Source organism: Frigoribacterium sp. PhB160 (assembly GCF_003751785.1).
Classification (GTDB): domain Bacteria; phylum Actinomycetota; class Actinomycetes; order Actinomycetales; family Microbacteriaceae; genus Frigoribacterium.
Genome location: NZ_RKIE01000002.1, coordinates 136,353 through 158,008 on the forward strand (window position 1 = coordinate 136,353; position 21,656 = coordinate 158,008).

The window sequence follows — 21,656 nt, forward strand, 5'->3', positions numbered from 1 at the left end:
GGGGATGCGCCGATGGAGCAAAGGAGCACCATGATGACCCGAACGACCTCATCGACCCGCCGACGCGTGCTGGCGATCGCCGCGGCAGCGGCCGCGACCGCCCTCGTCGTCTCCGGGTGCTCCGCCGGCGGAGGCGGAGGCGGCGACGACAAGACCATCAAGGTCGCGTACCAGAAGTTCGGCACGTTCACGCAGATGGACGCCCACATGAAGGAGACCGCGAAGACCTTCGAGGCCGACAACCCCGGCATGAAGGTCGAGTTCGTCCCGATCGCGGCCCAGAACGACGACTACTTCACCAAGCTCGCGCTGATGAACCGCTCGGCCGCGACCGCCCCCGACGTCATGTACGAGGACACCTTCAAGGTCAAGAGCGACGCGGCGGCGGGCTACCTGCTGCCCCTCGACGACTACACCGCCGAGTGGGACGACTGGGACATGTTCTACGACAACGCGAAGGAGGCGGGGGTCGGCGAGGACGGGAAGACCTACGGGATCCCCATGGGCACCGACACCCGTGCCCTCTGGTACAACAAGGACCTCTTCGCGCAGGCCGGGCTGCCCGTGCCGTGGGAGCCGAAGACCTGGCAGGACGTGCTCGACGCGGCCGACACGATCAAGTCGGAGCTGCCCGACGTCGTCCCGATGAACGTCTACTCGGGCAAGCCGCAGGGCGAGGGCGCGACCATGCAGGGCTTCGAGATGCTGCTCTACGGCACGCCCACCGGCACCCTCTACGACGACGACAGCGGCAAGTGGCTGACCGACTCGCAGGGCTTCGTCGACTCCCTCGGCTTCATCGAGGACGTCTACCAGGGCGGCGTCGGCCCGAAGCCCGAGGAGGCGCTCGACACGAACATCGGCACCATCGTCGCGGGCGAGTGGCTGCCGCAGGGCAAGCTCGCCATCGACCTCGACGGCTCGTGGCTGAGCGGCACGTGGCTCGAGACGGGCACGAACCCCTGGCCCGAGTGGAACGACGTGATGGGGCAGGCCGCGATGCCGACGCAGGACGGCGACGCCCCGGGCGCCACGAGCATGTCGGGCGGCTGGACCCTCGCGGCCGGCGCGAACACGAAGAACCCCGACATGGCCTTCGAGTTCATCGCCGACGCCCTCGACAAGGAGGGGTCGCAGTCGTACGACATCGCGGCCAGCCAGATCGCGGTGCGCAGGGACGTCGCGGAGGACCCGGAGTACGTCTCGAGCAACCCGACCTTCGAGTTCTTCTCGTCGATCGTGCCCGTGACGCACTTCCGTCCCGCCACCACCGACTACAGCCGCATCTCGAACGAGATCACCGTCGCGATGGAGGCCGTCATGACCGGGCAGCAGAGCCCCGAGGAGGCGGCCGCCGCCTTCGACGAGCAGCTCGTCGGCATCGTCGGCGAGGACGCGACGCAGAAGGCGAAGGACTAGCCGGATGGCGACCATCGCCCCCGCCCCGGTCGGCCGTGGGAGCGGTCGGCCGGGGGGCCCGGGGCCGGGACCGGGAGGTGAGGAGCCCGGTCGCCGGGCCGGAGCCTCCAAGGCTCGTGCCCTGCGCACCGGCGCGCGCACCCTGCCGCTCGTGCCGGCCATGGTGCTGCTCGCGCTGTTCCTGCTCGGGCCCGTCGTGTCGAGCCTCTACGGCTCGTTCACGAACGCCTCGTTGACCGGCTACGCGGCCGGCGGGGCCGAGTTCGTCGGGTTCCAGAACTACACCGACCTCTTCGTCGACCGCGACTTCCCGAAGTCGGTGCTGCTGACGCTCGCCTTCGTCTTCTTCTCGGCCGTGATCGGCCAGAACGTCGTCGGCCTCGGGCTCGCCCTGCTCATGCGGAACGGCACGAAGGTCGTCCGGTCGGTCGTCGGCACGTTCGTCATCGCCGCCTGGGTGCTGCCCGAGATCGTCGCCGCGTTCGCGGCGTACGCGTTCTTCAACGACTCGGGCACGCTCAACACGGTGCTGTCGTGGTTCGGCGTCACCGGGGCGAACTGGCTCTACGAGCTGCCGATGCTCTCGGTGGTGCTGGCCAACATCTGGCGCGGTGCCGCCTTCTCGATGCTCGTGTACTCGGCGGCCGTGCAGGAGGTGCCGCCCGAGATCACGGAGTCGGCGGAGGTCGACGGCGCCACCGGCTGGCAGCGGCTCGTCTACATCACGCTGCCGGTCATCCGCCGCAGCATCTCGACGAACCTCATGCTGACGACCCTGCAGACGCTGTCGGTGTTCACCCTCATCTACGTGATGACGGGAGGCGGGCCGGGCACGAACAGCACGACGCTGCCGATCCTCGCCTACCAGGAGGCCTTCCAGTTCTCGCAGCTCGGCTTCGGCACCGCGATCGCGACGATCATGCTGCTCGTCGGCGCCGTCTTCTCGATCATCTACATCAGGGCCCTCAAGCCGGAGGTCGACTGACCATGGCCATGACCTCACCCAGCGGCCGCACCATGAAGGCCGTCTCGAACGTCGTGCTGCTCGTCATCGCGATCTGCTTCGCCGTGCCCCTCGTCTGGCTGCTGCTCGCGTCGGTCGACCCGTCGGCCACCCTCTCGGCGAAGGTGCCGTCGCGGTTCACGCTCGACAACTTCACCGCGGTGCTGACCCCCGAGATCTCGTTCGTGCCGCTGTTCAACAGCCTCGTCGTGTCGGGCGGCTGCGCGCTCGTGACGGTCGTCGTCGCCATCCTCGCGGCGTACCCGTTGTCGCGGTACCGGATGCGGATCAACAAGCCGTTCCTCTACGGCATCCTCTTCGGGACGGGGCTGCCCATCACCGCCATGATGGTGCCGGTCTACAGCCTCTTCGTCTCGTTGAACCTCATCGACTCGGTCGGCGGGACGGTCTTCTTCCTCGCCGCGACGAGCCTGCCGATGGCGATCTGGATGGCGAAGAACTTCATGGACTCGGTGCCCATCTCGCTCGAGGAGGCCGCCTGGACCGACGGGGCGTCGATGTTCTCGACGCTGACGCGCATCGTCGTGCCGCTCATGCGGCCCGGCATCGCGGTGGTGTTCATCTTCGTGTTCATCCAGGCCTGGGGGAACTTCTTCGTGCCCTTCGTGCTGCTGCTCAGCCCCGACAAGCAGCCCGCCGCCGTCAGCATCTTCAACTTCTTCGGGCAGTACGGGTCGGTCGCCTACGGCCAGCTCGCCGCGTTCTCGATCGTCTACTCGGTGCCCGTCATCGCGCTCTACGTGCTCGTGTCGCGGACGCTGGGCGGCTCGAACGCCCTGGCCGGCGCCGTGAAGGGGTGATGCGGCCGGTCCTCCCCACCCCCTGCCCTGCCCGTCCCGTCCACCGGGGCGACCCCATCGCCGCGCGTCCGCGCGCGCCCGTCAGGAGACTGATCCCATGCACGACAACATCGCCCTCGTCGAGGCCCGCATCGACCGATTCGTCCGCGACCGCATCACGCCGGCCGTCTACCGGCGCAGCGTCCCGCTGACCCTCGAGGCGTGGGAGGCGCCGGGCGAGCCGGTGCCGTTCGCCGAGGCCGTCGCGCAGCCGTTCACGCCCTTCGTGCCCGGCCAGGCGTGGAGCAGGCCGTGGGGCACGACCTGGTTCCACGTCACGGGCGTCGTGCCCGACGACTTCGGCGTCGACGGCGCCACCTCGCTCGAGCTCGTCGTCGACCTCGGCTTCACGATCCGCCAGGCGGGCTTCCAGGCCGAGGGGCTCGTGTGGCGCCCCGACGGCACGATCGTCAAGGCGCTCGAGCCCTACAACGGCTACGTGCCGCTCACCACGATCGGGGCGGGCACGGCGCCCGGCACGACGATCGACCTCTACGTCGAGGCCGCGTCGAACCCCGACATCGGCGGCGACGACTTCCACGGCGTGACGCCGCTGGGCGACCTCGCCACGGCGGGCACCGAACCGATCTACTCCCTCCGGCGCATCGACCTCGCCGAGCGCGACGACGTCGTCGCCGAGCTCGACCGCGACGTCTGGACCCTCGTGGGCCTCATGCGCACGCTCGACCCCGGCACGCCGCGACGGCACGAGGTGCTGCGCGCCCTCGAGCGCATGTGCGACGTCGTCGACCACGACGACGTGGCCGGCACGGCGGCCCTCGGCCGCGACGAGCTCGCCGCCGTCCTCGCGTCGCCGGCCGCGGCCAGCGCCCACCGCGTCGTGGCGACCGGCCACGCGCACATCGACTCGGCCTGGCTCTGGCCGGTCCGCGAGACGCAGCGCAAGGTCGCCCGCACCTTCTCGAACGTCGTCGCGCTGCTCGACGACGACCCCGACTTCGTCTTCGCGGCGTCGAGCGCCCAGCAGTACGCCTGGCTCAAGGAGAAGTACCCCGAGCTGTTCGAGCGCGTCAAGGCCGCCGTGGCCTCGGGCCGGTTCGCGCCGGTCGGCGGCATGTGGGTCGAGTCCGACACGAACATGCCCGGCGGCGAGGCGCTCGCGCGGCAGTTCGTCGCGGGCAAGGGCTTCTTCCTGCGCGAGTTCGGCATCGACAACGACGAGGTCTGGCTGCCCGACTCGTTCGGCTACACCGGCGCCATGCCGCAGATCGCCCGGGCCGCCGGCGCGAGCTCGTTCTTCACCCAGAAGGAGTCGTGGAACGAGACCAACCGACTGCCGCACCACACCTTCCTCTGGGAGGGCATCGACGGCTCCCGCGTCTTCACTCACTTCCCGCCCGTCGACACGTACAACTCCGACCTGTCGCCGGCCGAGCTGGCGCACGCCGAGCGCGAGTACCGCGAGAAGGGCGCGTCGAACGTGTCGCTCGTGCCCTTCGGCTGGGGCGACGGCGGCGGCGGGCCGACCCGCGAGATGATGGCGGCCGCGCACCGGGCCGCCGACCTCGAGGGCTCGCCGCGCGTGACCGTCGGCACCCCCGCCTCCTTCTTCGCCGAGGCCCGTGCCGAGCTCGCCGACCCGGCGGTGTGGTCGGGCGAGATGTACCTCGAGTTCCATCGGGGCACCTACACCTCGCAGGCCCGCACCAAGCAGGGCAACCGGCGCAGCGAGCACCTGCTGCGGGAGGCCGAGCTCTGGAGCGCCACGGCGGCCTCGCGCGGGCTGCTCGACTACCCCTACGACGCGCTCGAGCAGATCTGGCACGTCGTGCTGCTGCAGCAGTTCCACGACATCCTCCCCGGGTCGTCGATCGCCTGGGTGCACCAGGAGGCCGAGCGGCACTACGCCCGCGTCGCCCTCGAGCTCGAGGCGATCATCGGCGAGGCGCAGCGCGCCCTCGCCGGGCAGGGCGAGGCGCTCGTCACGTTCAACGCGGCGCCGGTGACGGCCGCGGGGGTGCCCGCCTCCGCGGGCGCGCTCGTCGACGTCGACCGGTCCCTGCCGGAGGCGCGGGGCGCGTCGGTCACGCCGGTCGCCACCGACGGCGGCCACGTCCTCGACAACGGCCTCGTGCGGGTGGCCTTCGACGGCGACGGCCTCGTCACGTCGATGGTGGACGCCGCGAGCGGCCGCGACGTCGTCGCGCCCGGCGGGCGGCTCGGGCTGCTGCAGCTCTTCCGCGACACCCCGAACCAGTGGGACGCGTGGGACATCGACGCGGCCTACAAGAAGGTGCGCACCGACCTGGTCGAGGCCGACTCGGTCGTCGTCGAGGGCGGCACCCTCGTCGCCACGCGACGCACGGGCGGCTCGACGATCGTCCAGCGGTGGTGGCTCGACGAGGGCGACGCCGAGCTGCACGTCGAGACCGACGTCGACTGGCACGAGAAGCAGAAGCTGCTGAAGCTCGCGTTCCCGCTCGACGTGCACGCCGACCGTGCCGCGTCGGAGGTGCAGTTCGGGCACGTGCAGCGGCCGACCCACCAGAACACCTCGTGGGACTTCGCGCGCTTCGAGACCGTCGCCCACCGCTGGGTGCACGTCGCCGAGCCCGGCTTCGGCGTCGCCGTCGCCAACGACGCGACCTACGGTCACGACGTCACCCGGTCGACCCGCGACGGCGAGGGCGGCGACGGGGGCACGACCACGCTCGTCCGCCAGTCGCTGCTGCGGGCGCCGACCTTCCCCGACCCGCACGCCGACCAGGGCCGCCACGTGCTCCGGTCGTCGGTTCGGATCGCGCCCGACGTGCTCGAGGCCGCCACGGCGGGCTACCGGCTGAACCTGCCCGTGCGCACGGTGCGGGGAGCCTCGCGGGTCGAGCCCCTCGTGACGTCGTCGTCGCCCGCCGTGCTGATCGAGGCCGTCAAGCTCGCCGAGGACCGCTCCGGCGACCTGGTCGTGCGGCTGTACGAGGCCCGGGGCGCCCGCGCGACGACGGCGGTCGTCGTCGACGCCGGCTCGGACTTCGGCGACGCCTGGCGGACCGACCTCATCGAGCGGGAGCTGCCGGAGGGGCAGCCCGGCTCCGGTCGCTGGGGCGCCGGCGAGGCGGTCGAGCTCACCGTGAGGCCGTTCGAGATCGTCACGCTGCGGGTGCGTCGCCGGTAGCGCGTCCGAGCGGAGGGCGGGCGTCGATCCGGGTGCATCGGGTCGACGTCCGTCCGCTGTCGTCCGCCGAGCTGTCGTCCGCCGAGCGGGCGTCCGCCGACCACGCGTCCGCGCGGGAGCACGTCCGCGCGGGCGCGCGGCCGCGAGAGTGCGCGGCCGCGAGGGTGCGCGCGGCCGCGGGCGGCCTCAGCCGACGGCGACGACCGAGGGGTCGACGGGCGCGCCGGCCATCGCGGCGCCGACGGCCGCGACGGGCGGCGCTCCGGCGGGCAGCAGCACCACGCGCGAGGGCAGGTCGAGCGACGCGACGAACGGCGAGGCGTGTCCCGCTCGGCCGAGCGACGCGCGCACCTGCTCGAGCAGCGGCTCGCCGAGGGCGCTCAGCCCGCCGCCGACGACGATCGTCTCGACGTCGACCGTGAGCACGAGGAGGCGCACGGCGGCGGCCACCCCGTCGGCGAGCACCGTGCGCGCGGCGACCGCGGCCGGGTCGCCGTGGTCGGCCGCCGTGAAGAGGGCCCGCGCGGGGTGGGGCACGTCCGTCGGCCACAGCCGGGCGGCGGCGGTGCCGGACGCCACGGTCTCGAGGCAGCCGCGCTGCCCGCAGGTGCAGAGCACCCCGGCGGGGTCGACCGGCACGTGCCCGATCTCGCCGACGGCCCCACGGGAGCCGCGGCTCAGCACGCCGTCGACGACGATGCCGGCGGCGAGCCCGGTGCCGAGGTTGAGGTACGCCATCGAGCCGCGCAGCCCGAGGGCGTGCCAGGTGCCGAGCGCGGCGGCGTTGACGTCGTTCTCGACGGCGACGGGGACGCCGACGAGACGGGAGAGCGCGTCGGCGAAGGCGACGTCGGCGAACCCGAGGTTGACGGCGTGGCTGACGCGTCCCGTGACGGGGTCGACGACGCCGGGGATGCCCACGCCGACAGAGCGGGGGACGAGGGCCGGGGACGAGCCGGGGGCCGGGGTGCCGAGCACCCGGGCGACGGCGCTCGCGGCGTTGGCCACGACCTCGTCGGCGCCGAAGCCGGAGGGGAGGCGCGTCCGGGCGAGGACGAGGCCGTCGTCGTCGACCGCGACGGCGTCGATCTTCGTGCCGCCGACGTCGAGCCCCACGCGGACGGGCAGGTCGGTCCGCACGGGACGGCCGACGACGCCGGCCAGCGCCGTCATGACGGGCTCGCGGAGGCGCCGGAGGCGCGGGGGACGGCGCCGGGGACGCGGTCGACGGGCGTGCACATGTTTGTTAGTAAAGCTTACGAAATCGACCATCCGCAAGGGTCGTGCCCCGAGAATCCGGGCGCATTTCGGGTATTGACCAGCCGTGTTTCGTCCTCGTAAACTCGGCGCCACCGGCCTTGACACCCAGTTTGTAAGGCCGCTTCACTAACGGCAACGCTGCCGGAGCCGCACCGCCCTCCTCGAGGGCGACGCGGCACCTCGATCCTCGAGGGCCCGTCCGGCGTCCGCCCGAGACCACGAGGAGGGGACCGTGCCCCGAGCCACCGCCGACCGCACGTCGGCCCCGCCCCGCCCCTCGGGCACGCCCACGACGAAGTCGCTGCCGCAGCACGCCCGCACGCACAACCGGTCGCTCGTGCTGCAGACCCTCTTCCGTCGGGGCTCCATGAGCCGCGCCGACCTGGCCCGCGAGTCGGGGCTCACGCGCCCGACCGTCTCGGGCATCGTGCAGGAGCTCACGGCCGACGGCATCGTCGTCGACCTCGGCCTCCGCGAGGACGCCCGCGTCGGCAAGCCCGCGACCCTCGTGGGGGTCCGCGCCGACGCCTTCCACATCCTCGCCCTCGACCTCTCGAGCGCCGAGCGCTTCGTCGGCGCCGTCGTCGACCTGCGGGGCACCGTCGTCCGCCGCACGACCGTCGACATCGACGGCGCGAGCGGCGAGGCGGCCGTCGCCCTCGCCGAGCGCCTCGTCGACGAGCTCGCCGCGAGCACCCGCCAGCCCCTGCTCGGCGTCGGCGTCGGCACCCCCGGCATCGTCGACCACGACGGCGTCGTCCGCACCGCGGTGCACCTCGGCTGGTACGACCTGCCGCTGGCCGCCCGCCTCTCGGCCCACGCGGGCGTGCCGGTGCACGTCGGCAACGACGCCAACCTCGCCGCGCTCGCCGTCCACACCTACGACGACGCCCGCCGCGACGACGGGCGCCGCGACGAGCCGCGCAGCCTCATGGTCGTCACGATCGAGAACGGCGTCGGCGTCGGCCTCGTGCTCGGCGGCGCGCTCGTCGAGGGCGACCAGTTCTCGGCCGGCGAGATCGGGCACGTGACGGTCGACGAGGACGGCGACGTCTGCGCGTGCGGGCGACGCGGGTGCCTCGAGGTGTCGCTGGCGGCCCCGGGTCTGCACGCGCGCCTCCTCGACCACGACGCCGGGTCGCGCGGCGCGGTGCTGCACGAGGCGGGCCGGGCCCTGGGCATCGTGCTCGCCCCCGTCGTGAGCGTGCTCGCCCTCGACGAGGTCGTGCTGTCGGGGCCGCGCGACCTGCTCGACGGGGCGCTGCTGCGGGCCGCGGCCGAGACGGTGCGGGCGCGGACGCTCTCGGCCGTCAGCACCGGCCTGACGATGCGGTACGCCGGCGACGACCGCGACCTGGCCGCCCTCGGCGCCGCGTCGCTCGTCCTGAGCGCCGAGCTGGGCATCTCGTGAGCGAGCCGGGCGAGCCGAGCGTGCCGAGCGAGCCGCGCGCGACGCCCGACGCGACCGCGACCGGCCGCGCACGACGGGGACGAGCCGGCGCCCCCACACGGACCACTGGGATCAGAGCCCAGCGGCGGCAGGGGCCCCGGCCCCCGTCGCACCCCCGAGACGACGCCCTGGCAGGCGTCGGCCGGGACCACCACGGCGATGCGGCCACCCCGCGTCGGACACGAGGAGACGAATTGCGAAACTCACGGTACACGGCGGTCGGCGCCCTCGGCCTGGCCGCCGCCCTGGCACTAACGGCCTGCTCGAGCTCCGGCTCGGCGGGCGGCACCGACGACGGCCCCCAGGCCGTCCCGACCTCGGGGGGCGACGGGAAGACGCTGACGGTCTGGGTCATGACCGGCGACTACACCGACGCCACGATCACGGCGATCAACGACGAGTTCACCGAGCAGACCGGGGCGGAGGTCGACGTCCAGATCCAGCAGTGGGACGGCATCACGACGAAGATCAGCACGGCCCTCGCGACGAGCACGCCGCCCGACGTGCTCGACCTCGGCAACACCCAGGTGGCCAGCTACGCGGCCAACGGCGCGCTGCTCGACCTCACCTCGTACGCCGACGACCTGCGCCAGGGGCAGACCTGGCTGGCCGGCCTCGAGGACCCCGCGACGGTCGACGACCGGCTCTACGCCGTGCCCGGCTTCGCGGGCGCCCGCGCCGTCATCTACAACAAGACGATGTGGGCCGAGGCGGGCGTCACCGAGGCGCCGACCACCTACGACGAGCTGACGGCCGACCTCGACGCGGTCGCCGCGGCGAACCCCGAGCAGGACTTCTCGCCGTTCTACCTGCCGGGCGAGTACTGGTACGCCGGCATGCAGTTCGTCTGGGACGCCGGCGGCGAGATCGCCACCGACGACGACGGCACGTGGGCCGGCGGCTTCGAGAGCGACGAGGCGCAGCAGGGCCTCGCCGACTTCGCCGAGTTCCAGAACGAGTACTCGACGCCCGCGTCGCAGACGCTCGACACCGACGAGCCGAACCAGGACCAGATCTTCGCCGACGGCAAGACCAGCGCGATCCTGCACACGAACGGCGCGATCGCCCTCATCAAGGAGGCCAACCCGGCCCTGACCGACGACGACTTCGGCACCTTCCCGCTGCCGGGCAAGTCGGGCGAGACGCAGCCCGTCATGCTGGGCGGCTCCGACTGGGGCATCGCGGCGAAGAGCCAGAACGCCGACCTGGCGCTGCAGTGGACCAAGATCGCCACCAGCCCCGACGTGCAGCAGGAGTGGGTCGTCGGCAACGACGGCTGGATCCCCAACAGCGAGGACGCCATCGAGGTGGCGACCGACACCGTCTCCGAGATCGAGCGCGGCTTCTTCCAGGCCGCCCTCAACTCGAAGGCGACGCCGTCGAGCGCCGACTGGGCCGCCCTCGAGGGCGACCGCAGCATCAACTCGTTCTTCTCGTCGGTCGTCTCCGGCTCGAAGACGCCGGAGGAGGCCGCGAAGGGCTTCGACTCCACCGTCGACGACGCCCTCAACGGCTGACCCGGGGAGGCGGTGGGCGCGTCCCGGGACGCGCCCACCGCCTCCTGCCCCCTCCGTCCTGCACCGCTGGCCCGAAGGAGCCGTCCATGGCCACCACGACCGCGCCTCCCCGCGCCGGAGCGCCCGTCGGCGCCCCGCCCGTCGCCGCCCCGCCCGCCCGCCCACGCCGGAGGCGGCAGCTCGCGCCCCTCTGGCTGATCTCGCCCGCCGGCGTCGTCATCCTCGCCGTCACGGTGGCGCCCATCGTCTTCCTGGTCTTCACCTCGTTCACCGACTACGACCAGCGCAGCCTCTTCACCGGCGCGTACGACTCGGTGGGCCTCGGGCAGTACCAGGCCCTGCTCGCCGACGCCGAGTTCTGGCGGTCGCTGCTGCGCACGGTGCTCTTCACCGCCGCCATGGTCGGCGGCAGCGTCGTCATCGGCATGGGGGTCTCGCACCTGCTGACGCGCTTGTCGGTGGGCATGCGCTACACGGTCACGGTCGTGCTGATCTTCGCCTGGGCGATGCCGAACGTGGCGTCGTCGATCGTCTGGAAGTGGATGTTCCAGCCCGGCTACGGCGTCGTCAACTGGCTGCTCACCCAGGTCGGCGTCTTCGGCGACATGACGAACGTCGACTGGGGCAACGACGCGGGCCTCGCCTACACGAGCATCTGGATGCTCATCGTCTGGCAGGCCGTGCCCTTCATCGCGCTGACGCTCTACGCCGCCGAGACCCAGATCCCCCTCGAGTACAAGGAGGCCGCGCGGCTGGACGGCGCGAGCGAGCTGCGCGTCTACCGGCAGGTGACGCTCGTATTCCTGCGCCCGACGCTGCTGCTCGTGACGATCCTCTCGGTCATCTGGGACTTCAACGTCTTCAACCAGATCTGGCTCGTCTCGGCCGGCGGCCCGGACGGCGCGACCTCGACGCTCGGCGTCTTCACCTACGTGACCGCGTTCGTCGGCTTCGACATCGGGCGCGGCTCGGCGATCTCGGTCGTGACGACGGCGCTGCTGGCGCTCCTCACCGCCTTCTACATCCGCAACCTCGTCCGGTCGGGAGAAGACCTGTGACCACGACAGCCCCCGCCGGCAGCGGCGCCCTCACCGCCCAGACCGAGGCGACCCCGTCCGCGGGCGACGCCGCCACGCTCGCCGGCGGCGTCCCCGCCCGACCGCCCCGCCGTCGCCGTCGGCGTCGCTGGGTCAGCACGACCATCGCGGTCGTCTTCAGCGTCGTCTGGATCTTCCCCGTCTACTGGATGGTCAACACGGCGTTCAAGCCGCGGCCCGAGGTGATGACGAGCACGCCGCTCTTCCTCCCGTCGAGCCCCACCTTCCACAACTTCGTCGTCGCGGCCACGCAGTCGGGGTTCCTCGTCAACCTCCGCAACAGCGCGATCGTCGTGACGGGCGCGGTCGTCTTCTCCATCCTGCTCGGGCTGTTCGCGGCCGCGGCGCTCTCGCGGTTCCGCTTCCGCGGGCGCCGCACGATCATGGTGTTCATCCTGATCGTGCAGATGCTGCCGGCCACGGCGCTCCTCATCCCGCAGTTCCTGATCTTCAACAGCGTCGGGCTGCTCGGCAACTACGGCGGCCTGATCCTCGCCTACGTCGCGACGACCCTGCCCTTCTCGATCTGGGTCATGCGCGGCTTCTTCGTCGCGATCCCGGTCGAGATCGAGGAGGCCGCCCAGCTCGACGGCGCGTCCACCTGGCAGGTGCTGACGCGGGTGCTCTTCCCGCTCGTGCTGCCGGGCGTCATCGCGACGAGCATCTTCGCCTTCATCGCCGCGTGGAACGACTACCTCGTCGCCTACACGTTCATGAAGGACCAGTCGATGTACACGCTGCCCGTCTGGCTCGCGTCCTTCAGCACGCCGAACAGCGGCACCGACTTCGGCGGGCAGATGGCGGCCTCCGTGCTGTTCTCGCTGCCGGTCGTCGTCTTCTTCATGATCATCCAACGCAACCTGGTGACCGGCATGAGCGCCGGCGCCGTGAAGGGCTAGAGCCATGACCGACCCGATGCTGGTGCCCCGCGTCGACGAGCTGACCCGCGCCTCCGGGGCGTTCGTCCTCGACCCCGCCACGCGCGTCTCGGCGCCCGACGAGCTGGCCGGCGAGCTGGCCTGGCTGCAGGGGGCGCTGCGGCCGGCGACCGGCCTGCCGCTCCGAGAGGGGCCGGCCGACGGGTCGGGGATCACCCTCGACCTCGACCCGTCGATCGGGGCCGAGGGCTACCGGCTGGAGGCGCGGCCCGCCGGGGTGCGCATCACCGGCGGCGACCCGGCGGGGGTGTTCTGGGGCATGCAGGTGCTGCGGCAGCTGCTGCCCGCGCAGGTCATGCGCACCGCCCTCGTCGAGGGCGTCGAGTGGACCGTGCCCTCCGTCGACGTCGTCGACTCGCCGCGCTTCGGCTGGCGCGGCACGCACCTCGACGTCGCGCGGCACTTCATGCCGAAGCACGACGTCATGCGCTTCGTCGACCTCATGGCGATGCACCGGCTGAACACGCTGCACTGGCACCTCACGGAGGACCAGGGCTGGCGCATCGAGATCCGCGCGTACCCCCTGCTGACCTCGGTCGGCGGCTGGCGCGCCTCGACGCAGGTCGGCGCCGGGCCGGACGCGACGCAGGACGGCCGGCCGCACGGCGGCTTCTACACGCAGGACGACATCCGCGAGGTCGTCGCCTACGCCGCCGCCCGCCACGTGCGCGTCGTGCCCGAGGTCGACGTGCCCGGGCACTCGATGGCGGCGATCACCGCCTACCCGCGCCTCGGCGTCGGCGCGGTCGAGGTCGGCGGCACGCCCGTGCCCGAGCCGCGGCAGATCGCGGTCGGCACCGAGTGGGGCATCTTCGACGACGTGCTCAACACCGAGCAGTCGACGGTCGACTTCTACAAGGACGTGCTGACCGAGGTGATGGAGCTCTTCCCCGGGGAGTTCATCGGCGTCGGGGGCGACGAGTGCCCGAAGACCCAGTGGCGCTCCGACCCGCGCACCCAGGAGCTGATGCGCGAGCGCGGCCTCGCCGACGAGGACGAGCTGCAGGCCTGGTTCATCGGCCAGCTCGACGACCACGTCACCGCCGCCGGGCGTCGCACCTTCGGCTGGGACGAGATCCTCGAGGGGTCGCGGCCCATGTCGTCCGGCACCACGGTCGCGTCGTGGCGCGGGCTCTTCGGCGCGGTCGCCGCCGCACGGCTCGGCTACGACGTCGTGGCCTGCCCCGACGACCAGGTCTACCTCGACTACCGGCAGAGCGAGCTGCCGAACGAGCCGATCCCGGTGTCGATCCCCCTCACGCTCGCCGACGTCTACGACTTCGAGCCCGTGCCGCCGCAGCTGACCGACGAGGAGGCGCGGCACGTCCTGGGCGGACAGGCCAACCTCTGGACCGAGCACATGGACTCGCCCCGCACCGTCGACTTCTTCGCCTTCCCGCGGCTCTGTGCCGTGGCCGACGTGCTCTGGTCGGACGCCCCCCGCGACTTCGGCGCGTTCTCGGAGCGCCTCGCCGCCCACCTCGCCCGGCTCGACGCCGCGGGGGTCGAGTACCGTCGCGAGGGCGGGCCGCTGCCGTGGCAGGAGCGTCCCGGAGTCCCGGGTCGTCCGTCGACCCGGGAGGAGCGCTCGGCCTACATCGCGGAGATCGTCGCCAACATCGCGGTCGAGTAGCGGGCGGGGCGACCGCCCCGTCCTGCCCGTCCGTCCTGACATCCCGTCCCGTCCCCGAGGAGGCACCCCGTGGAGATCATCGTCCTGCCCGACGCCGCCGAGGTCGGCCGCGTCGCCGCCCTCAAGATCGCGCAGGTCGTCGAGAGACGGCCCGAGGCCGTCCTCGGGCTCGCGACGGGCTCGTCGCCGACCGACATCTACGCGTCCCTGGCCCGCCGGGTGGCGGCCGGCGAGCTCGACTTCTCGCGTGCCTCCGGGTTCGCGCTCGACGAGTACGTGGGGATCCCGCTCGAGCACCCCGAGTCGTACGCGTCGGTCATCCGGCGCGACGTCGTCGAGCCCCTCGGCATGGACCCCGCCCGCGTGCGCGTGCCCGACGGGCGCGCGGCCGACGTCGAGGCCGCGGCGGAGGAGTACGACGCGGCCATCGCGGCGGCGGGCGGCATCGACGTGCAGATCCTCGGGATCGGGGCCAACGGGCACATCGGCTTCAACGAGCCGACCTCGTCGTTCGCCTCGCGCACCCGCATCAAGACGCTCGCCCCGCAGACCCGCGCCGACAACGCGCGCTTCTTCGACGACCCCGACCAGGTGCCGACGCACTGCCTCACGCAGGGGCTCGGCACGATCCTCGACGCGCACGAGGTCGTGCTCGTGGCGCAGGGAGAGCGCAAGGCCGCGGCGGTCGCGGGCATGGTCGAGGGGCCGCTGAGCGCGATGTGCCCGGGCAGCGCGCTGCAGCTGCACCGGCACGCCACGATCGTCGTCGACGAGGCCGCCGCCTCCCGGCTGACGCTCGTCGACTACTACCGCCACACCTACGAGAACAAGCCGGCCTGGCAGCGGTTCGCGTGAGCCGGGGGCCTGCCCCGCGCGGGCTCGTGGTGCTCGGTGCGACGGTCCACGACGGGTCCGGAGGCGCGGCGCGGGTCGCCGACGTCGTCGTGCGCGACGGGGTGGTCGTCGCGGTGGGCGCCGGGGCCGCCGCGGGGACCGCGACGGCGGGCGTCGCCGGAGCCGGAGCCGGAGCCTGGTCGGGAGCCGGGCCCGACGGAGGACGGTCGGCGGACGGCGCCGAGGTCGTCGACGGGCGCGGTCTCGAGCTGCTGCCGGGCTTCGTCGACGTGCACGCCCACGACGACGCGGCGCTGTTCCGCCCCGGGGGAGTGTCGCCGAAGACCGCCCAGGGCGTGACGACGACGATCGTCGGCAACTGCGGCCAGGGGGTCGCGCCGTCGCCGCGCGACCCGGCCGACCGGTCGCTCGCGGAGTACTCGCGGCCGGTGCTGGGGGAGTTCCCCGAGCGCCGGTGGGCGTCGTTCCGCGACTACGTCGAGACGCTCCGCACCGAGCCCCTCGACCTGCACGCGGGGACGCTCGTGCCCCACGCGCCGATGCGTGCGGTCGTGCTGGGCACGGCCCGGCGCCCCGCCGGCGCCCGCGAGACGGCGACGATCGCCGGGTCCGTCGGCGACGCCCTCGACGCCGGCGCGCTCGGCGTCTCGCTGGGCCTCATGTACGCGCCCGGCGACGCCGCCGAGCGTCCGGAGCTCGTCGCGCTGGCCCGCGAGGTCGCGGCCCGCGGCCGGCTGCTCGTGGCGCACGTGCGGAACGAGGCCGACGGGCTCGACGACTCGATCGAGGAGCTCGCCTCGCTCGCGCGTGAGACCGGCGCCGCGGTGCACCTGAGCCACCTCAAGGTCACCGGCCCGCGCAACGTCGGGCACATGGCGGCCGTCGTCGACCGGCTCGACGCCCTCCGCGACGAGGGCGTCGACGTCTCGGCCGACGTCTACCCGTACGACGCCGGCAGCACGACGGTCGCCTCGCTCTTCCCGCCCGCGACCGCCGACCGCGGCATCGACAGCCTGCTGGAGGCGCTGGCCGGCCCCCGCTCCCGGGCGGAGGTGCTGGCCGGGCTCGACCGCCCCTGGCCCGGCACCCTCCTCGAGAACCAGTGGGCGGCGATCGGTCCCGCCCGCATCGTGCTGGCCGGGTTCGCCCGCCCCGAGCACGCGGCCCTCGAGGGCCGGAGCGTCGCCGACATCGCGTCCGAGCTCGGCGGCGACCCCCGTGAGGTGCTCGCGGACCTCGTCCTCGCGGAGCGCGGCGCCCTCACCGTCATCGTCTTCCACACCGACCACGAGGGCATGCGCACCGCCCTCGCCTGGCCGCACGCCCTCGTCGGCTCCGACGGCCTGCCGCGGGAGTCGGGCACGGTGCACCCCCGGCTCTACGGGACGTTCTCGCGCGTGCTCGACGTCTACGCGGGCGCCACGGGCGCCGCCGTCGGGGCCGTCACGGGCGCCGGGGACGGCCTCGGCGAGGCCGTGCTGACCCGCGAGGACGCCGTCCGCCGCATGTCGGTCGGGGCGACGCGACGCTTCGGCCTCGTGCCGCCCGGGCAGCCCGTCGGCGTCGTGCCGGGCGCCGTCGCCGACCTGCAGCTCGTCGACCCCGCGACCTACGCCGACCGGGCCACGTACGCGGCGCCGCGCTCGTCGCCCTCCGGCGTGCGCGGTGTCTGGCTGGCCGGTCGACGCGTCGCCTGAGGCCGCGGCGGCGGGGGACGCGGGGGCCGCGTCGGCGTCGGTGCAGGGACCACGGGGTGCGGGGCGACCCGGCGGGGGAGGCGACAGGCGGGCGGTCGGGGGCCGCGCCTCCTCGGGGGTGGGGCGGGGTGCCCCGGGGGACGACGGGGGTGAGGTCCGGGTGGCGTCGGCGGGCTCACGGCGACTTCGGGGCGGACAGCGAGTTGTGTTGCGGGGACGGCCGTGGTGGCCGACACGAGGAGGCGCGGTGAAGGTCCTGCTGCTGGGCGCGACCGGGGGCGTCGGCTCCCACCTGATGAGGGCCGGTCTGTCGGCCGGTCACGACGTGACCGTGCTGGTGCGCGACGAGGCCGCCCTCGACGTCCGGGACGGCGCGCGGGTGCTCGTCGGCGACGCCACGTCGGCCGACGACGTGCGCGCGGCGGTCGCCGGGCAGGACGCCGTGCTCAACGCCGTCGGGTCGCGGAAGCTCCGGCACCCCGTCGAGGTGCCCGTCGGCGCGGCCCTGCTGCCGGCCATGACCGAGGCCGGAGTCCGGCGCCTCGTGGTGTGCTCGGCCTTCGGGGTGGGGGCCTCGCGGGAGGACGCGGGCACGTTCCAGAAGCTCTTCTTCGACACGGTGCTCGGCAAGGTCTACGAGGCGAAGGAGGAGGCGGACGACGCGGTGCGCGCCTCCGGCCTGGACTGGACGCTCGTCTACCCGACCCGGCTCACCGACGAGCCCGCGACCGGCGACGTCGTCGCCGCCGAGCGCCTCGCCGACGGTGCGTCGATCAAGGTCACCCGCGCGGACGTCGCCCGGTTCATGCTCGCGCAGCTCGGCGACGACGCCTGGCTGCGACGCACGGCGGTGCTCACCGGTCGCTGAGGCCGAGGTGCGGTCAGCCGACGATCGCGAGGGCGTCGATCTCGACGAGCATGGCCTCGTTCGGCAGCTCGACGAAGATCGTCGTGCGGGTCGGGAAGACGCCGTCGGTGACGTTCTGCGTGACGAAGGCCTCGTAGGCGGCGTTCATCTCGGCGAAGTCGCTGCGCTGCGTGAGGAAGACCCGCAGCGAGAGGACGTCGTCGAAGGTGCCCCCTGAGCCCTCCACGACCGCCTTGACGTTCTCGAGCGTGCGGAGCGTCTGGGCCGTCAGGTCGCCGCGGTGCAGGTACTCGCCGGTCGCCGGGTCCTGCGGGCCCTGGCCCGACACGGCGAGGAACCCGTTCTTCAGCACGCCCTGCGAGAAGATCGGCATCGGGGTGGGGGCTCCGGTCGTGGTCACCTTCGTCTTGTCGCTCACAGGTCGCTTCTCTCGTCTCGTCGCGGGGCAGGGCCGGGGAGGACGCGCGGTGCGCCTCCGCCGCCTGCAAAGCTAGCGGAGCGACCGCCTCCCCTCCGCCGCGAGGGCGCGACGACCCGCAGCACGACGACGACCCGCACGACACGACGAGAGGGCACCATGACCACGAGCCACCCGCACGCCGCGTCCGACCGCCGCGCCGCCGCCCCGCGCCCTGCCGACGCGCGGCCCGCCTCGAAGGCCACCTTCAGCCGCGCCGACCGGCCCGTCCCGCTCGTCGAGCTGCCCACGCCGCTGCTGACTCTCGACCTCGACGCCCTCGACCACAACGTCGCGACGATGGCGGCCTGGTGCCGCGCCGCCGGGGTCGACCTCGCGCCGCACGGCAAGACGACGATGTCGCCCGACGTCTGGCGGCGCCAGCTCGACGCGGGCGCCTGGGGCATCACCGTGGCGACGGCGTTCCAGGCCTCCGTCGCCCGCGAGGCCGGGGTCGCGCGCGTCGTGCTGGCGGGCACGACCTTCCACGAGGAGGCGCTGGTCGCCCTCGCCTCCCGCCCCCGGGCCACCCGCGTGATGATGTGGGTCGACTCGGTCGACGCCGTCCGCCTCGCCGACGAGGCGCTCGCGCGGGCCGCCGCGGCCTCGGCCGTCCTCGGCGACGGCGACGTCGAGCCGGCGGAGCCCCTCGCGGTGCTGGTCGAGCTGGGCTCGCCGCTCGGCCGGACCGGGGCCCGCACCCTCGCGGAGGCGCAGCGCGTCGCCGACGCCGTCTCGTCCGCGGAGCACCTCGTGCTCGCCGGCGTCGCGGGCTACGAGGGCGCGCTCACCCACGACGTCGACGCCGCGGGCATCCAGGTCGTCGACGACTACCTCGGCACCTTGCTCGAGCTGCTCGACGCCGTCGGGCCCGAGGCCTTCGACGACTGGCTCGCCGCGGGCGAGGACGTGGTGCTGACCGCCGGCGGCAGCGTCTACTTCGAGCGCGTGGTGGCCGTCCTCGGCGCACGGCACGACCCGAGGGGCGACCGTGGGCCGCGCCTCCGGGTGGTCCTGCGATCGGGGTCGTACGTCGCGCACGACCACGACCTGTACCGGAGGCTCACGCCCTTCGCCCGCGACACGACGCCCGGCTCGGCCCACGCCGACGGGTCGGAGTCGTTCCGGCCGGCGCTCGAGCTGTGGGCGACGGTCGTCTCGAGGCCGGAGCCGGGGCTGGCCCTGCTGAACGCCGGTCGCCGCGACACCGCCGACGACGAGGGGACGCCCGTGCCGCTCGACGCCTGGCGGACGTCGGACGCCGTCGCGGGCGCCGCCCGCGGACCGCTCGCGGGCGCGCTCGACGGGGCCTCGGTCTCGGCGCTCAACGACCAGCACGCCTTCCTGCGGCTGCGGGACGACTCGACGCTGGCCGTCGGCGACCTCGTGCGGCTCGGCGTCTCGCACCCCTGCACGACCATCTCGCAGTGGAGCGAGCTGTCGACGGTGCGCGGCGGCACGGAGGCGCGGGTGCTGCCGCCCACGGTCGTCGGGACGTTCGCCACGCGGTTCTGACGCGGCCGGCGGGCCCGCGGTCAGGCTGTCAGCCGGTCAGCCGGTCAGCCGGTCGTAGAGGGCGTCGGCCTCGGGGTCGACCACCCGGCGGGCGTCGTCGGCGTCGTGCCAGGCGACGATCTGCCGGGCCCCCTCGGCGAAGGGCACCCGCGGGGCCCATGCCGGCACGATCCCCCGGATCTTCGACGTGTCGAAGACGGCCGGGTGGCTGCGGTCGCCGCGCAGCTCCGGGTCCCACGCGGGCACCTGCTCGACGAGGTCACGGGTGGTGCGGTGCACGAGGTGCAGGCTGCCGCCCGCGGCGTCGGCGAGGCAGCGGGCGATCTCGTTCCAGGTGAGCAGCTCGGGGGCCGTGATGCCGAACGCCTCGCCGATCGCCCGCTCGTCGCCCAGCAGGGGCACGAACGCGTCGGCGAGGTCGTCGGCGTGGGTCAGCGCCCAGAGCGAGGTCCCGTCGCCGTGCACGACGACGGGCTCGCCGCGCCGCATGCGGTCGACGACGGTCCACCCGCCGAGCAGCGGCACGTGCGTGCGGTCGTAGGTGTGCGAGGGCCGCACGACGGTGGCGCGGACGCGGCCGGCCTGGTGCTCGTCGCGGAGGAGGCGCTCGCAGGCGATCTTGTCGCGGGCGTAGCGCGACCACGGGTTGAACAGCGGCGTCGCCTCCGTGATCGGCAGCGCGGCGGGCGGCTTCTGGTACGTCGAGGCCGAGCCGACGAAGACGTACTGCCCCGTGCGGCCGCCCACGACGCGGAGGGTCGCGGCCAGGTCGTCGGGCGTGAAGGTCAGGAAGTCGGCCACGGCGTCGAAGCGACGGTCGCCCAGGGCGGCGGCCAGCGCCTCCTCGTCGCGGACGTCGGCGACGACGTGCTCGACCCCGTCGGGCAGCGGGCGGACCGTGGTGCTGCCGCGGTTGACCACCGTCACCTCGTGGCCCGCGCGCAGGGCGGTGCGCACGCACGCGGCGCTGATCTGGCCGGTGCCGCCGAGCACGAGGACGGAGGTCTGCGTCATCGCCCCACTGTGCACCCCGCGGGCAGGCCGCGGTCCGGGCGCCTCAGCCGAGCGCGTCGAGGGCCCGCCGGGCGGCCCGCACCCCCGCGAGGTCGGTCACCGGGTGCGAGTCGGACGCGGCCGAGCCGAGCGAGACCGGTCGGCGCGCCTCGGCGGGCCCGCCGTCGTGGCCCGGCCCGACGAGCCGCGAGGCGGAGAGGTGGACGGCGGCGACCCCGGCGGACGCGAGCCCGGGCACGTCGTCGACGCGGACGCCCCCGCCCGCCATGACCTGCACGGGCCCCGCGGCGCGCACCATCGCGGCGATCGTGCCCGCGGCGAGCCCGTCGGCGACGCGGGACGCCCCGCCCGACGTGAGGACGCGGTGCACGCCGAGGGCCGCCAGGCGCGCCACGGACGCCACCGGGTCGGCCGACCGGTCGACCGCGCGGTGCACGGTGACCTCGACGGAGGGGCCGGCGGCGTCGCGGAGGCGGGCCAGCGCCTCCTCGTCGAGGGACCCTTCGGGCCGCAACGCGCCCACGACCACCCCCGCCACGCCGGTCGCGACGAGCGCCCGCACCTCGCGGAGCATCACGGCGAGCTCGTCGGCGTCGAAGTCGAAGCCGCCGGCACGGCAGCGGACGAGCGCGTGCACGGGCAGGCCGGCACCGACGACGAGGTCGGCGAGGCCCTGGGACGGCGTCACCCCGCCGAGCTCGAGCGCGCTGCAGAGCTCGACGCGGTCGGCGCCGCCCTCGAGCGCGACCCGGGCGCCGGCGAGCGACGTCACCGCGACCTCGAGCGCGGGACGCGGCCGCGACGGTGCCCCCGCGCCCACCGCAGCGCCCACCCGCGCGGTCGTCGCTGGGGCGTCGGTCGAGGAGGCGCGGGCCGGGTCGGTCATGCCCCGATCCTCCCAGAGGCGGTCGCCGCCGAGCCCGACCCCGGCCACATGCCG

17 protein-coding genes are annotated in these 21,656 nt (G+C 73.9%); 13 read left to right on the forward strand and 4 right to left on the reverse strand.

Annotated features, from left to right (window positions below; all coding sequences use genetic code 11):
• Positions 1–33: 33 nt before the first annotated feature.
• From EDF38_RS09675 to EDF38_RS09690, 4 genes are all read left to right on the forward strand, one after another.
• Positions 34–1,419: an extracellular solute-binding protein gene (locus EDF38_RS09675; RefSeq protein WP_233572380.1), complete on the forward strand. Its 1,386-nt coding sequence runs from the start codon at positions 34–36 to the stop codon at positions 1,417–1,419.
• A 4-nt stretch (positions 1,420–1,423) separates the two neighbouring features.
• A complete protein-coding gene (locus EDF38_RS09680) occupies positions 1,424–2,404 on the forward strand; it encodes a carbohydrate ABC transporter permease (RefSeq protein ID WP_123355241.1) in 981 nt (326 codons plus the stop codon).
• Between the two features lie 2 nt (positions 2,405–2,406).
• Entirely contained in the window at positions 2,407–3,243 is an 837-nt protein-coding gene (locus tag EDF38_RS09685; RefSeq protein ID WP_123355242.1) for a carbohydrate ABC transporter permease, read from the forward strand.
• Positions 3,244–3,340: 97 nt separating this feature from the next.
• Positions 3,341–6,415 carry a glycoside hydrolase family 38 C-terminal domain-containing protein gene (locus EDF38_RS09690; protein WP_123355243.1) on the forward strand — a complete coding sequence of 1,025 codons (3,075 nt, stop codon included), beginning with the start codon at positions 3,341–3,343 and terminating at the stop codon, positions 6,413–6,415.
• A gap of 186 nt (positions 6,416–6,601) precedes the next feature.
• Here the strand turns inward: EDF38_RS09690 and EDF38_RS09695 are convergent, their stop codons facing one another.
• Positions 6,602–7,588 carry an ROK family protein gene (locus tag EDF38_RS09695; RefSeq protein WP_123355244.1) on the reverse strand — a complete coding sequence of 329 codons (987 nt, stop codon included), beginning with the start codon at positions 7,586–7,588 and terminating at the stop codon, positions 6,602–6,604.
• A 319-nt stretch (positions 7,589–7,907) separates the two neighbouring features.
• Between EDF38_RS09695 and EDF38_RS09700 the strand changes: the two genes are divergently transcribed.
• The 8 genes from EDF38_RS09700 (at position 7,908) to EDF38_RS09735 (ending at position 17,730) form a co-directional block, all read left to right on the forward strand.
• The gene (locus EDF38_RS09700; protein WP_123355245.1) at positions 7,908–9,086 is read left to right on the forward strand and encodes an ROK family transcriptional regulator; all 1,179 of its coding nucleotides are present in this window, start codon (positions 7,908–7,910) and stop codon (positions 9,084–9,086) included.
• A 233-nt stretch (positions 9,087–9,319) separates the two neighbouring features.
• Positions 9,320–10,642, forward strand: coding sequence for an extracellular solute-binding protein (locus EDF38_RS09705; protein ID WP_123355246.1), 1,323 nt, complete (start codon positions 9,320–9,322; stop codon positions 10,640–10,642).
• An 86-nt stretch (positions 10,643–10,728) separates the two neighbouring features.
• Positions 10,729–11,700: a carbohydrate ABC transporter permease gene (locus EDF38_RS09710; protein ID WP_123355247.1), complete on the forward strand. Its 972-nt coding sequence runs from the start codon at positions 10,729–10,731 to the stop codon at positions 11,698–11,700.
• Positions 11,697–12,638, forward strand: coding sequence for a carbohydrate ABC transporter permease (locus EDF38_RS09715; protein ID WP_199734686.1), 942 nt, complete (start codon positions 11,697–11,699; stop codon positions 12,636–12,638). Before EDF38_RS09710 ends, EDF38_RS09715 begins: the two co-directional genes overlap by 4 nt.
• A gap of 4 nt (positions 12,639–12,642) precedes the next feature.
• A complete protein-coding gene (locus EDF38_RS09720; RefSeq protein ID WP_123355248.1) occupies positions 12,643–14,310 on the forward strand; it encodes a beta-N-acetylhexosaminidase in 1,668 nt (555 codons plus the stop codon).
• 69 nt (positions 14,311–14,379) lie between these two features.
• Positions 14,380–15,165 (forward strand): glucosamine-6-phosphate deaminase, encoded by a 786-nt coding sequence (nagB, locus tag EDF38_RS09725; RefSeq protein WP_123355249.1) that lies wholly within the window; start codon positions 14,380–14,382, stop codon positions 15,163–15,165.
• Positions 15,162–16,862, forward strand: coding sequence for an amidohydrolase family protein (locus EDF38_RS09730; RefSeq protein WP_148061483.1), 1,701 nt, complete (start codon positions 15,162–15,164; stop codon positions 16,860–16,862). The genes nagB and EDF38_RS09730 overlap by 4 nt, the downstream gene beginning before the upstream one ends.
• A gap of 247 nt (positions 16,863–17,109) precedes the next feature.
• Positions 17,110–17,730, forward strand: a complete 621-nt coding sequence (locus EDF38_RS09735) for an NAD(P)-dependent oxidoreductase (protein ID WP_123355251.1) — start codon at positions 17,110–17,112, stop codon at positions 17,728–17,730.
• 13 nt (positions 17,731–17,743) lie between these two features.
• Here EDF38_RS09735 and EDF38_RS09740 read toward each other — a convergent pair whose 3' ends face one another.
• Positions 17,744–18,148 (reverse strand): RidA family protein, encoded by a 405-nt coding sequence (locus EDF38_RS09740; RefSeq protein WP_123355252.1) that lies wholly within the window; start codon positions 18,146–18,148, stop codon positions 17,744–17,746.
• 159 nt (positions 18,149–18,307) lie between these two features.
• Between EDF38_RS09740 and EDF38_RS09745 the strand changes: the two genes are divergently transcribed.
• Positions 18,308–19,702, forward strand: a complete 1,395-nt coding sequence (locus EDF38_RS09745) for an alanine racemase (protein WP_123355253.1) — start codon at positions 18,308–18,310, stop codon at positions 19,700–19,702.
• 36 nt (positions 19,703–19,738) lie between these two features.
• On the opposite strand, the gene EDF38_RS09750 is transcribed toward EDF38_RS09745, so the two are convergent.
• Together EDF38_RS09750 and EDF38_RS09755 are read right to left on the reverse strand one after the other, a co-directional pair.
• Positions 19,739–20,716, reverse strand: a complete 978-nt coding sequence (locus EDF38_RS09750) for an NAD-dependent epimerase/dehydratase family protein (RefSeq protein ID WP_123355254.1) — start codon at positions 20,714–20,716, stop codon at positions 19,739–19,741.
• A 43-nt stretch (positions 20,717–20,759) separates the two neighbouring features.
• Entirely contained in the window at positions 20,760–21,602 is an 843-nt protein-coding gene (locus EDF38_RS09755) for a copper homeostasis protein CutC (protein ID WP_123355899.1), read from the reverse strand.
• Positions 21,603–21,656 lie beyond the last annotated feature (54 nt).

Coding starts and splice junctions, on each gene's coding strand:
- EDF38_RS09710 (WP_123355247.1), top strand. CDS start 10,729: ATGGCCACCACGACCGCGCCTCCCCGCGCCGGAGCGCCCGTCGGCGCC.
- EDF38_RS09690 (WP_123355243.1), top strand. CDS start 3,341: ATGCACGACAACATCGCCCTCGTCGAGGCCCGCATCGACCGATTCGTC.
- EDF38_RS09720 (WP_123355248.1), top strand. CDS start 12,643: ATGACCGACCCGATGCTGGTGCCCCGCGTCGACGAGCTGACCCGCGCC.
- EDF38_RS09750 (WP_123355254.1), bottom strand. CDS start 20,716: ATGACGCAGACCTCCGTCCTCGTGCTCGGCGGCACCGGCCAGATCAGC.
- EDF38_RS09675 (WP_233572380.1), top strand. CDS start 34: ATGACCCGAACGACCTCATCGACCCGCCGACGCGTGCTGGCGATCGCC.
- EDF38_RS09755 (WP_123355899.1), bottom strand. CDS start 21,602: ATGACCGACCCGGCCCGCGCCTCCTCGACCGACGCCCCAGCGACGACC.
- EDF38_RS09680 (WP_123355241.1), top strand. CDS start 1,424: ATGGCGACCATCGCCCCCGCCCCGGTCGGCCGTGGGAGCGGTCGGCCG.
- EDF38_RS09745 (WP_123355253.1), top strand. CDS start 18,308: ATGACCACGAGCCACCCGCACGCCGCGTCCGACCGCCGCGCCGCCGCC.
- EDF38_RS09685 (WP_123355242.1), top strand. CDS start 2,407: ATGGCCATGACCTCACCCAGCGGCCGCACCATGAAGGCCGTCTCGAAC.
- EDF38_RS09695 (WP_123355244.1), bottom strand. CDS start 7,588: ATGACGGCGCTGGCCGGCGTCGTCGGCCGTCCCGTGCGGACCGACCTG.